The organism is Halomonas faecis, from assembly GCF_010993975.1.
GTDB lineage: Bacteria > Pseudomonadota > Gammaproteobacteria > Pseudomonadales > Halomonadaceae > Halomonas > Halomonas faecis.
Genome location: NZ_JAACZO010000008.1, coordinates 12,838 through 25,386, shown reverse-complemented (window position 1 = coordinate 25,386; position 12,549 = coordinate 12,838). Strand labels below are relative to the sequence as shown.

Annotated in this window: 8 protein-coding genes; 6 read left to right on the top strand and 2 right to left on the bottom strand. The window is 64.5% G+C overall.

The features are described from left to right. Positions 1–62 precede the first annotated feature (62 nt). The gene (locus GFD32_RS04620; protein WP_163575393.1) at positions 63–4,904 is read left to right on the top strand and encodes an NAD-glutamate dehydrogenase; all 4,842 of its coding nucleotides are present in this window, start codon (positions 63–65) and stop codon (positions 4,902–4,904) included. Positions 4,905–4,970: 66 nt separating this feature from the next. Then, positions 4,971–6,035 carry a quinone-dependent dihydroorotate dehydrogenase gene (locus GFD32_RS04615; protein WP_163575392.1) on the top strand — a complete coding sequence of 355 codons (1,065 nt, stop codon included), beginning with the start codon at positions 4,971–4,973 and terminating at the stop codon, positions 6,033–6,035. A gap of 80 nt (positions 6,036–6,115) precedes the next feature. Here the strand turns inward: GFD32_RS04615 and rmf are convergent, their stop codons facing one another. Beyond that, positions 6,116–6,322: a ribosome modulation factor gene (gene rmf, locus GFD32_RS04610; protein ID WP_089682073.1), complete on the bottom strand. Its 207-nt coding sequence runs from the start codon at positions 6,320–6,322 to the stop codon at positions 6,116–6,118. 271 nt (positions 6,323–6,593) lie between these two features. Between rmf and rlmKL the strand changes: the two genes are divergently transcribed. Next, positions 6,594–8,792: a bifunctional 23S rRNA (guanine(2069)-N(7))-methyltransferase RlmK/23S rRNA (guanine(2445)-N(2))-methyltransferase RlmL gene (gene rlmKL, locus GFD32_RS04605; protein WP_163575391.1), complete on the top strand. Its 2,199-nt coding sequence runs from the start codon at positions 6,594–6,596 to the stop codon at positions 8,790–8,792. Then, entirely contained in the window at positions 8,789–9,130 is a 342-nt protein-coding gene (locus tag GFD32_RS04600) for a glutaredoxin family protein (protein WP_163575390.1), read from the top strand. The genes rlmKL and GFD32_RS04600 overlap by 4 nt, the downstream gene beginning before the upstream one ends. Before the next feature lie 96 nt (positions 9,131–9,226). On the opposite strand, the gene GFD32_RS04595 is transcribed toward GFD32_RS04600, so the two are convergent. Then, a complete protein-coding gene (locus GFD32_RS04595; protein ID WP_163575389.1) occupies positions 9,227–9,508 on the bottom strand; it encodes a hypothetical protein in 282 nt (93 codons plus the stop codon). 171 nt (positions 9,509–9,679) lie between these two features. On the opposite strand from GFD32_RS04595, the gene GFD32_RS04590 reads away from it, so the two are divergent. Together GFD32_RS04590 and GFD32_RS04585 are read left to right on the top strand one after the other, a co-directional pair. Next, a complete protein-coding gene (locus tag GFD32_RS04590; RefSeq protein ID WP_163575388.1) occupies positions 9,680–11,074 on the top strand; it encodes a GGDEF domain-containing protein in 1,395 nt (464 codons plus the stop codon). Beyond that, positions 11,067–12,548 (top strand): ABC transporter substrate-binding protein, encoded by a 1,482-nt coding sequence (locus tag GFD32_RS04585; protein WP_163575387.1) that lies wholly within the window; start codon positions 11,067–11,069, stop codon positions 12,546–12,548. The genes GFD32_RS04590 and GFD32_RS04585 overlap by 8 nt, the downstream gene beginning before the upstream one ends. Position 12,549: the final 1 nt, after the last annotated feature.

Sequence of the window (12,549 nt, the reverse complement as noted above, 5' to 3'; positions counted from 1 at the left end):
GAGTCAATCGCTGGACACTTACCAGGGCCGCCGACAGCGGCCCGTGGCAGTCGAGGTTAGGGATGCATTACGAGACGATCGAAGCGGACAGGCAGGACATTCTCGATCAGCTGCGTGAGCGGCTGGAAGGGGGCCTGGATCGGAAGCGCGCCGAGGCGGTGGATGCCTTCGCTCGGTACTTCTACGCCACGGTGCCGCTGGAGGACCTGGTCGACCGACGACTCGACGATCTCTACGGCGCCACTCTATCGGTGTGGCAATTCATTCAGCATTTCGACGCTGGCGAGCCCAAGGTGCGGGTCTTCAACCCCGATTTCGAAGAGCACGGCTGGCAGTCGACCCACACCTTCGTGGCGGTGCTGCACGAGGACATGTCATTTCTAGTCGATTCGGTGCGTATCGAGCTGAATCGCCGCGGCTTCACCGTGCATGCCATCCATAATTCCGTGCTGGCCGTGAAGCGCAGTGCCAAGCACGACCTTCAGCGGGTCGCTTCGCCGCGTGACGAGAAGGCTCCGGCCGCCCGCGAGTCGTTGATCGTCATCGAGATCGACCGGCACTCCAATCCCGATTTCCTGGCCGAGATCGAGGCCGGTATCCATGAAGTGCTGCGGGATGTGCGTACCGCCGTGGGCGACTACCCTGCCATGTGCGAACGGGTGAATGCGGCGGTGGATGAACTCAAGGCGAGCCGGCCGGCCTCGGTCGACGCGGACGACCATGTCGAGGCGATCGCCTTCCTCAATTGGCTGGTGCGCGACAACTTCACCTTCCTCGGCTATGACGAGTTCACCGTCGAGTCGGACGCCGAAGGCGATCGTCTGGAGAAGGTGGCCGGCAGCGAGCTGGGGGTCTTCCGCCTCGATCAGCCGCGCTATCGAGAGCGCATCCGCACCGAGCTCGGCATCGAGGGCCAGCGTTTCGTGCTGGTGCCACAGCTGCTGTCGTTCGCCAAGAGCGCCCACCATGCCCGGGTTCACCGGCCCACCTATCCCGACTACATCTCGGTGGATCGCTACGACGAGCACGGTCGGGTAATCGGCGAGCGACGCTTCCTGGGCCTCTTCACCGCCACCGTTTACAACGAGTCGCCACGCAACATTCCGTTGCTGCGCCGCAAGATCAAGGCGGTGATGGACATCGCCGGCTTCAATCCCAAGGGGCACAACGGCAAGCAGCTGTTGCAGATCCTCGAGGTCTACCCGCGCGACGACCTCTTTCAGATCGACATCCAGGAGCTGGCGCGTACGACCCTGGGCATACTCGATATTCGTGAACGTCGCCGTGTGCGGCTGTTCATTCGCACCGACCATTCAGGCCGCTTCCACTCCTGCCTGGTCTTCGTGCCCCGCGATGTCTTCTCCACCGATCTGCGTCTGCGCATCCAGGATCTGCTCTGCGAGGAGCTCGACGCCACCTTCGGCGACTTCAACACCTACCTCTCGGAATCGGTACTGGCGCGCATCCAGTTCATCTTGCGCTTCAACGGCGAGACGCCCAAGGACGTCGATATCCGGCGGCTCGAGGCCAAGGTGGCGCGCCTGGCGCGCAGCTGGCGCGACGAGCTGCAGGAAGCCATGGTGGAAGGCTATGGCGAGGAGCAGGCCAATCGCTTGATGGACCGCTTCCGCGACGCCTTCCCGGCCAGCTACCGCGACGACTACGGTGCGCGTACGGCGGTGTTCGACGTTCACCATCTGATCGAACTCGACGACGGCAAGGATCTGACGTTGTCGCTCTATCGCTTGCTGGAGGAGGAGAGCAGCGGAGTCAACCTCAAGCTGTTCCACCGTAGTCGCCCGATCCCGCTCTCCGACGTGCTGCCGATGATGGAGAATCTGGGGTTGCGAGTGATCGGCGAGCGGCCCTACGAGATCGAGACGGCGGAAGGGACCTACTGGATTCACGACTTCGATCTGGAGCACCATACCAGCGTTGAAGTCAGCCTGCAGTCGATGCGCGAGCCGTTCATCGAAGCCTTCCAGCGCATCTGGGCCGGCGAGGCAGACAACGACGCCTTCAACCGCCTGGTGATCGCCGCCAACCTCGACTGGCGTGAGGTGGCGATGCTGCGCGGCTATGCGCGTTACTTGAAGCAGATTCGCTTCGGCATGTCCCAGGATTACATCGCCACCACTCTGGCCAATCATCCCGAGATCACCCGCGAGCTGGTGCGTCTGTTCGAGCTGCGTTTCCACCCGCGGCAGCGCGGCGGGGCGGAGGCGATCGATGCCAGCGTGGAGCGCATCGTTCGCCACCTGGATGACGTGGCGAGCCTCAACGACGATCAACTGCTGCGCCGTTACATGGAACTCATGCTGGCCACGCTGCGCACCAACTATTATCAGACCACGCCGGATGGGCGCATCAAGGACTACATCGCCTTCAAGCTGGATCCCATGCGGGTCACCAACATGCCGCGTCCGCGGCCGGTCTATGAGATCTTCGTCTGTTCGCCACGGGTGGAGGGCGTGCACCTGCGTGGCGGCAAGGTGGCCCGCGGCGGTCTGCGCTGGTCCGATCGCCATGAGGACTTTCGCACCGAAGTGTTGGGGCTGGTCAAAGCACAGCAGGTCAAGAATGCGGTGATCGTGCCGGTGGGTGCTAAGGGCGGCTTCGTGTGCAAACGCCTGCCCGAGAGCGGCGATCGCCAGGCCATCCAGCAGGAGGGCATCGCCTGCTACAAGACCTTCATCCGGGCACTGCTCGACGTCACCGACAATTTGGTCGGCGGCGACGTCGTGCCGCCTCGTGACGTGCTCCGCCACGATGACGACGACGCCTATCTGGTGGTGGCGGCGGACAAGGGCACGGCCACCTTCTCCGACATCGCCAACGAGATCTCCGCCGAGTATGGCCACTGGTTGGGCGATGCCTTCGCCTCCGGCGGCGCCAATGGCTACGACCACAAGAAGATGGGCATCACCGCCAAGGGCGCCTGGGAGTCGGTCAAGCGCCACTTCCGCGGCCTGGGGGTGGATACCCAGCGTGACGAGTTCACGGTGCTGGGCATCGGCGACATGGGCGGCGACGTCTTCGGCAACGGCATGCTGCTCTCCGACAAGATTCGCCTGGTGGCCGCTTTCAACCACCTGCACATCTTCGTCGACCCCGAACCCGATGCGGCGTCCACCTACGCCGAGCGCCAGCGGCTGTTCACCTCGTCGAGCGCTTCCTGGGAAGACTTCGATACCAGCCTCATCTCGGCGGGTGGCGGCGTGTTCAAGCGCAGTGCCAAGTCGATTCCCATCTCCAAAGCGATGAAACAGCGCTTTGGCATCAAGGAGGACAAGCTTGCGCCCAACGAGCTGATCCGCGCCCTGCTCAAGGCGCCGGTAGACCTGATCTGGAACGGCGGCATCGGCACCTACGTCAAGGGCGGCCAAGAGAGCGATACCGATGTCGGCGACAAGGCCAACGACGCCCTGCGCGTCAACGGTGCCGAACTCAACTGTCGCGTGGTGGGCGAAGGCGGCAACCTGGGCCTCACCCAGCGTGGCCGCATGGAGGCTGCCTTCAACGGCATTCGCGTCAACACCGACTTCATCGACAACGCCGGTGGCGTGAACTGCTCCGACCATGAGGTCAACATCAAGATCCTCATCGACGAGGTGGTCAAGCGTGGGGACATGACCGAGAAGCAGCGCAATCGGCTGCTGGCCGACATGACCGGCGAGGTATCCGAGCTGGTGATCCGCGACAACTACCGCCAGACCCAGGCGCTGGATCTTTCCGAGATCCTGTCGCGGCTGGGCATCGGGGCTTACCGGCGCTTCGTCAGCGAACTGGAGGCGGCCGGCCAGATCGACCGCGAGCTGGAATATCTGCCGGCCGACGACGAGCTCCATGAGCGGGCCAACAATGAACAGGGCATGACGCTGCCCGAACTCTCGGTACTGATCTCCTACGCAAAGAGCGTGCTCAAGGGCGAGGTGCTGGCGTCGGACGTACCCGACGACCCCTATATCCAGCAGTACCTGGAGCGTATCTTCCCATCGGTGCTGGTCGAGCGTTTCCGCGACGAGATGTACCAGCACCGTCTGAAGCGCGAGATCGTCAGCACCCAGGTGGCCAACGATCTGGTCGACCACATGGGCATCGTGTTCGTGCGTCGGCTGATCGATTCCACCGGAGCGAGCCGTGCCGAGATCGCTCGGTCCTACATCGTGGCACGAGACAGCTATCAGCTCGCCACGATCTGGGAACAGATCGAAGCGCTCGACAATCAGGTGCCGAGCCAGGTGCAGTACGCCATGATGCTCGACCTGATGCGGCTGATTCGGCGGGCGACCCGCTGGTTCCTGCGCCAGCGGATGGGGTTGTCGACTCGCGATGCCATCGAATACTTCGCCCCTCGGGTCGCCCAGCTCCAGGAGGGCATCGGCGATCTGCTGCGCGGCGAAGAACGGGCTCAATGGGAAACGCGCCGCGACGAGCTGCTCGAGGTCGGTGTGCCCGAAGGGCTCGCGGCGACGGTGGCAGCTGCCGGCAGCCTGTACAGCGCGTTGGGCATCATTCAGGCCGCCCGCCAGTCCGACGAGAAGCCGCAGCGGGTGGCCGAGATCTTCTATGAGATCGGCCATCGCCTCGAGCTGCCGTGGATGCTCCAGCAGGTGACCAACCTCAAGGTGCGCGACAGCTGGCAGGCCCAGGCGCGGGAAACCTTTCGCGACGACATCGACCGCCAGCAACTGGCGCTCACCGTCAGTGTGCTCAAAGCCGAGGAGGGCGGCCGCGATGCGGACGAGCGCGTCGACCACTGGCTCGATCAGCACCGCCATCTGCATGAGCGCTGGTGCCGCCTGGTCAGTGAGGTGCGTGGCGGCAGCCAGGGCGGCTTCCCGCTGTTTGCGGTGGCCGTGCGCGAACTCGTCGATCTGGCGGAGAGCAACGGCGAGGGGTGAGTCGTGACGGGCGAGCGGGGCTGCTATACTCCCGCCCGCTCGTTTCGCTGCCGTTCGGAGATGCCCATGTATGCCCTTGCTCGCTCGCTGCTGTTTCGCCTGGATGCCGAGACGGCTCACGGCATCGCCTTGCGCGGTCTCGACGCAGCGTGTCGCCTGGGGCTGGCCCCGCGCCTGGCCGGCGAGCGCATCGACGATCCGGTGGAACTCATGGGGTTGCGTTTTCCCAACCGGGTGGGGCTCGCCGCCGGCCTCGACAAGAATGCCGACCACCTGGACGCCCTGGGGGCGCTGGGGTTCGGCTTCGTCGAAGTGGGCACCGTGACGCCCAAGCCTCAGCCGGGCAACCCCAAGCCACGCTTGTTCCGCCTGCCCGAGGTGGGCGGCATCATCAATCGCATGGGCTTCAACAATGCCGGGGTCGATCATCTGGTGGCGCGGGTGAGAGCGAGCCGCTTCGATGGCGTGATCGGCATCAACATCGGCAAGAATCTGGCTACCCCGGTGGAGCGGGCCGTCGATGACTACCTGTCTTGCTTGGAAAAGGTGCATGCCCATGCCCACTACGTCACCGTCAACGTTTCCTCGCCCAACACGCCGGGGCTGCGCGACCTGCAGTTCGGCGAGCACCTGGATGCGCTGCTGGGCACGCTGCGCGAAGCCGGTACGCGACTCGATCGCCAGAGTGGGCGGCGGGTGCCGTTGGCGGTGAAGATCGCCCCCGATATGCTGACCGAGGAGGTGGCGCTGGTGGCGCGCCGCATCGCCGACAACGGCATCGATGCGGTGATTGCCACCAATACCACGGTGTCGCGCGAGGGAGTGGCCGGTCTGCCCCACGCCGACGAGGCGGGCGGGCTCTCCGGTCGCCCGGTGTTCGAGGCTTCCAACGCAGTGGTCCGCGAGCTGCGCCGCCACCTGCCCCGGCTTCCGATCATCGGCGTGGGCGGCATCGACAGCGGCGAGGCGGCGATCGCCAAGCGCGAAGCGGGAGCCGATCTGGTACAGCTCTATTCGGGGTTCATCTATCGCGGGCCGGCACTGGTGGCAGAGTGCGCCAGGGCATTGCAGGCGGCGACACTGTCCGGTGAGGCTTTGGCGCCCCCCATGGGGCAAGAAGAAAGCCCATGACCGCAGTCATGGGCTTGGCTGAGATGAAGCCGACGTGTCGGCTCACAAGACGAACGATTGGGTGTAACGAAAGTGGAAGGTCAAATGACCATGGGGTTCTTGTGAATGCCGGAGACACCGGTCATCCCGGCCCACTGATCCCCACGGCCTTCACGCCAACCGCTCATCCAATACTCGCGTATGTTGACATCCTGACTGGGACAGTCGTCGCGGGAGCGCCCCGAGATACCCGCTTTGTAGCCATGCAGATAGGCGCGCTGGAACCGATCACGTTTCTGTCTTTTCATCGGATGACCTCTTGTCAAGGTACCAATTTGGGCTGCACGGCGTCGTGGAGCCCGGCGTGCCACGCCCTCGGCGGTGGGAAGACGTTTTCCACGGCCGAGCGAGTGGTAGCGAGCTCTTGGCTCGCCAACAGAGCGCATGCGTCCTGACAGTAGCTACTACTTCATTCATAGCGCATCATGGTGGCGACTGTCGACCTATGTTTCGTCATAAGATCGCCATTGAAATGCCATAAAAGGAATATGTGCGGCGTCAGCCGCCGGCACGAGAATCATGAACGAAACGCCTACCTCACCCTCCACCTTCTTGGCGACCTGCCCCCGCGGGATCGAAGTCTTGCTGGCCGACGAGCTGCGCGAGTTCGGTGGCGAGCCGCAGAAGAGCACCGTGGCCGGCGTGTACTTCCACGCCGATCTGGCTGGTGCCTACCGAGCCTGCCTGTGGTCGCGGCTGGCCAATCGCATCGTGCTGTGCATCGTTCGCGAGGAAGGCATCGTACAGCCCGACACCCTGCGCCAGGCTGTGGCCGCTGTCGACTGGACGCGGCACCTGAGTCCCGGCAGCACCCTGGCGGTAGATTTTCACGGGCGTAGCGAGCACATCCGGCATACCCGTTTCGGCGCCCAGATCGTCAAGGACGGTGTCGTCGATTCCGTTCAGGCAGCCGGCCAGGCGCGTCCCCGGGTGGAGCTCAAACAGCCGGATCTGCGTCTCTACGCTCACCTTCACCGTGGGCGGTTGACCCTGGGCGTGGATCTGTCAGGCGACAGCCTGCATCGTCGCGGCTATCGGCGCGATGTGGGTCATGCGCCGCTCAAGGAAAACCTGGCCGCGGCGCTGTTGATTCGTGCTGGCTGGCCGGCACGTGCGCATGCCGGCGAGGCGTTGGTCGACCCGCTGTGCGGGGCCGGCACGCTGCTGATCGAGGGGGCGCTGATGGCGGCGGATATGGCCCCCAATTTGAACCGCGAGCGGTTTGGCCTGCATGGCTGGGCCGGCCATGATGCGGCTCAGTGGCATGAACTCAAGCGTGAGGCCGTGGCGCGGGCTCGCATCGGGCGCAAGCGCTGCCGGGCGCGCTTGTTCGGCTTCGACCAGAGCCCGCCGGCCCTCGCCGCGGCCAAGGCCAATGCCATGCGCGCCGGCATCCCCGCCTTGATCGCTTTCCACGGCGCTTCGCTTGGCCAGTTGCGGCGCCCGGAGGCGTTGGACGAGACGGCGCGTGGCCTGGTGATCACCAACCCGCCCTACGGCGAGCGTCTCGGCGAGTTGCCCGAACTGGTGAGTCTCTACGCCGAACTGGGGGAGGGCGTGCGGCGCGCCTTTCCCGGCTGGCGGCTGGCGGTGTTCACCGCCAACCCGGACCTGGGACATCGACTCGGCCTGCGCGCCGACAAGCAATACGCGTTGAACAACGGCCCGCTGGAGGCCAAGCTGCTGTTGCTGGACGTGCCCGTCGAGAATCAGGCCCATGAGAGCACCGCGACCGCGACCGAGCGTCCGATCCGCGGCGAAGGGGCGCAAATGTTCGCCAACCGCTTGGTGAAGAACCGCAAGCGACTGGCCAAGTGGTTGCGCCGCTCCGGCGAAACCTGTTATCGGCTCTACGATGCCGACATGCCGGAGTATGCCATGGCCATCGACGTCTACGGCGACCGCGTGCACGTTCAGGAGTACGCGCCGCCGCGCTCGGTGAACCCGGCGCAAGCCCAGAAGCGCTTGTTCGATGCGCTGGCGGTGGTGCCCGAGGTGCTCGAGGTCGATCCGAGTCACGTCGTGGTCAAGCGGCGCGAGCGCCAGAGCGGCCGCGACCAGTATCGCAAGCAGGGTGACAGCGGTGAGCGATTCGTGGTGCAGGAGGGCCGGGCCCAGCTGTGGGTCAACCTTCACGATTATCTGGATACCGGGCTGTTTCTCGACCATCGTCCGGTACGCCGCATGCTCGCTGAAATGGCCGCCGGGGGGCGTTTCCTCAATCTCTTCTGCTACACCGCCGCAGCCACCGTGCAAGCGGCGCTGGGCACCCAGGCGGTGTCGGGAGCCGCGGAGAGCGTGAGCGTGGATCTCTCCAACACCTACCTGGCGTGGGCACGCGACAACTTCGCCCTCAACGAGCTCGACCCGTCGCGTCATCGGGTGGTGCGCGATGATTGCCTGCGCTGGCTGGAGACGGCCCACGCCGAGTTCGACCTGATCTTTCTCGACCCGCCGACCTTCTCGAACTCCAAGAAGATGACGGGCACCCTGGATGTGCAACGCGATCATGGTCGGCTCGTCGACCTGGCCATGGCGCGCCTGGCGCCTGGCGGCACCCTGGTGTTCTCCAACAATCAGCGCCGCTTTCGCCTCGATGATGCCCTGGCGGAGCGCTATGCAGCGCAGGACATTTCGGCCCGGACGTTCGACCCCGACTTCCATCGTAACCCGGACCTGCACCACGTGTTCGTGATTCGCCACCGGGAGGCCGAATGACCCGCCTGACGTTATACACCACTCTGGGCTGCCATCTTTGCGAGCGGCTCGAGGCGCTGCTGGCGACACTGCACGACGGCGAGTATCGGCTGGACAAGGTTGAGATCAGCGAGGACGAAGCGTTGCTGGCTCGCTATGGGGTGCGCATTCCGGTATTGGTGGATGCCCAGGGAGAAGAGCTCGATCGTGGCTTCGAGCCAGGGCGCTTGGCAGCCTGGCTGGGAGCGCGCGAGCGATTGGACGAAGCGGCCTGGGCACGGCTGCAGTACCCTGGCGAAACGGCACCCGGCAGGGCGCGCGGTGCCGTCCTGCGTGATGGGCGACGCTACCTGGGCTGACCCGGCTTCGCCGGGAGCCATGAGCTATAAGCCTCGAGCTGTAAGAAAAACCCTTCGCCACTGGCCATGTGGATGGGATCTGCTCGGCTATCGGCGCTAAAGGGTGTCGAGCAGCGAGAGCTGACCGACCGCTTCACGGCCTTCGGCACTGTGGTCCTCGGCTTCCAGTACCTTGCGCAGGCCCCGCGAGGTCTGGATGGTGGTCTCGTCGGCGAGCCACATCATGGCCTGAGCGTGGTCGTCGGCCAACTGATGCTTCAGCCCGCCGAACTGGGTGCCGATCTGCCCCCAGGCGCGACTGAATATCCAGTCGCCGAACATGTCCTGGTGGATGTGCACCAGCACGTAGTCATGGTCACTTTCCCAGCGGACGATCACGCGTACTCCCGGCCTCAGCCATCAAGTTGCCGCTTTGGCGGCCGATAATAGATGGGACTATTGTAATGCACTCGTTCTGCCGGACAAGCGGGCCATCGGAGCTCATCGGGGTGGCTGGCCGGCTTTGGCGGGCACGGTTCGTCCGCCACGCTCTCGGGCACAGGATGTGACATGAGAAAGGGGTTCGGGCTGACCGTCAGGCTGGCGGTGCTGACGGGGCTGCTGACGTTGGTAATACTCTCGACCATCGGCTTGGCGCTGATGTCGTTCGGCGAGTATCGCCAGGCATTGTCGCGACTGTCCGATGAGTCGACCCGGGCCCTGATGACGGCCAGCCGCTTGAAACAGCAGAGCGAGAGCATGGTAGGAAGCGGCGCTCTGCTGTTGCTGGCGGACGATCACTTCGGTCGCCGCCAGGCGATGTTCGAGATCAGCGACCGTGAGGAATGGATTCGCGAACTGCTCGCGGAGCTGGAAGCGTCACCCGCGACGCAAGGCTCGTTTGCCGAACTCGAGGCTACGCTGGCCGACCTGGTCGACAGCTTCGATGCGCTGGATGCGCTGGTACAGCGCCGCATCGACACCCAGGCGCTGCGCCTGAGTCGCGGCCCCCACGACGAAGACAGCGTGGTGCGGCTGTATCATCTCGAGGAGCGCATTGCCGAGCAGATGCGCACCAACCGTGCGTTGTCGATGAAGCTGGGCGTGGCCGTGGGGTATCACGTCAATCATATCCGTTCGCAGCTCGAGTCTTCGGTGAACCGGCTCAACGAGGAGATAGGCCAGCGCGAGCGCTTGCTTGCCGGCTTTGCCGGGGTGGCGATGCTGGTACTGCTGGTGACGGTGTTCTACGTCAGCCGGTCGGTGGTGTATCGGGTGTTGCGACTGCATCGGGCCATCAGTCGCGAGCGGCCAGCGCCTGAGGAGCTCGATGTCAGCGGCAATGACGAAATCGCCCGCATGGCGAGCTCCATTCAGCGTTACATGCACAATATCAGCGACAACGAGCGACGCATCCTGGCGATGAACCGCGAGCTCGACTTCATGGCCAGTCACGATGCCTTGACCCATCTCTACAATCGCCACCATTTCGAGCGTGCCATCAATGAGCGTCAGCAGACTCTGGACAGCGAGCTCTACAGCGTGGTCATGGTCGATATCGACCATTTCAAGCGCATCAACGACAATCATGGCCACGATGCGGGAGATCAGGTGATCCGCATGGTGGCCCACCAGCTGAGCAGGGGGCTGCCGGATTCGGCATTGCTGGCCCGCTATGGCGGCGAGGAGTTCGTGGCGCTCGTGCCGGGATGTTCGGCGGCTGCGGTGGCGCCGATGCTCGATGCCATACGCCATACCCTCATGGATGCCGCCGTCCAGGTCGATGGTGTGACGCTGTGGGTGACGGTCAGTTTCGGGGTGGCGCAGAAGATTCCCGACGCGGCATTCAGCCGCTGCCTCAAAGCGGCCGACGAGGCGCTCTACGAGGCCAAGCGTTGCGGCCGAAACCGCGTGGTGATTCGACCGCTGCGCCAGTCCGATAGCGAGGAAGACAGCGATGGGTAAACGAATCGCGGCGATGACGCCACTGCTGCTGGCTGGGCTGATGAGCTTCGCGGACGTGACGGTGGCGCAGCAGAGCCTGCGGGTCGATCTGCAGCTCGAGCCGCCACACCTGGATCCCACGCGCACGGCTTCGGCCACCACCGCCGAGACGGTCCACCGCAATGTCTTCCAGGGGCTGACTCGCATCGACCGCCACGGCGACGTTCAACCCGGCCTGGCACAGCGCTGGCAAGTGTCCGAGGATGGGCTGCGCTATCGCTTCTGGCTACGCCAGGGGGTGCGTTTCCACGATGGACGTCGTTTCGATGCCGAGGTGGCGGCCTATAGCCTGCGGCGGTTGTTGAGCGAGGATTCCGGCAACCCACAGCGGTTGCTCTATCAAGCGATTCGCGAGGTGGAGGTCGCCGGCTCCCACGAGCTCGTTCTGCATCTCTCGCAACCCAACAGCCTGCTGCCGTTTCGGCTGGGGCTCTCCGCTGCCGTGATGGTGCACCCCGACAGCGTTCATACCAACGTGACTCGGCCGGTGGGCACCGGGCCCTACGTGTTCCAGGGCTGGGAGCGTGGCTCGGGCGTTCGCCTGGCGGCCTTTGCCGACTACTGGGGCCAGGCTCCGGCCATCAAGCATGCCACTTTCACCTACACCGGCAATCGTCTGGAGCTGGAAGGTGGACTTGCCGAAGGGTTGATCGACCTCTATCCCGATGCCAGCAGCCTCACCTCGCATATGGCCCTGTCCCACCGCGCCGATTATCGGATCAAGGACGGTTTCAGCGAAGGCGAGGTGCTGCTGGCGATCAACCATGCCCGCCAGCCCTTCGGTGACCGCCGTGTGCGACGTGCGCTCTCCCATGCCGTGGACCGGGAAGCGCTGCTCGACATCTACCCTGCCATCTCCCCACCGTTGATCGGCAGCCACTTCTCGCCGCGCCACCCAGCCTACGTCGATCTGGCCGACCGTTATCCTCATGACCCTGGGCGAGCGCGCGAACTCTTGGCGGAAGCCGGCCAGGCCGACGGCGCGTCGTTGACCCTGACGGTGCCGCCGACCCAATACGCCGAATCCGCTAGCCTGTACATCGCCTCCGATCTCGAGGCGGTGGGTATCGAGGTGGCCCTGGAGCGGCTCGACTGGCCGCAGTGGCTTGATCAGGTGTTCGGCGAACACGATTACGACCTGACCATCGTGGCCCACGTCGAGCCCATGGACATCGATATCTACGCTCGCGATGATTACTACTTCAACTATCGCGATGCCGATTTTCGGGCACTGTGGGAGCGGATCGAGGCGGAGCAGGAGGAGACGGCCCGTCACGCGCTGCTGGGCGAGGCGCAGCGTCATCTGGCCGACGACGCGGTCAACGTCTTTCTCTTTCTCAAGCCGCAGCAGGCTATCCACAAGGTGGGCCTGAAGGGCGTCTGGTCGGATACGCCCATTCCGGCGGTGGTTCTCCAGGAACTCGCATGGGAGTGAA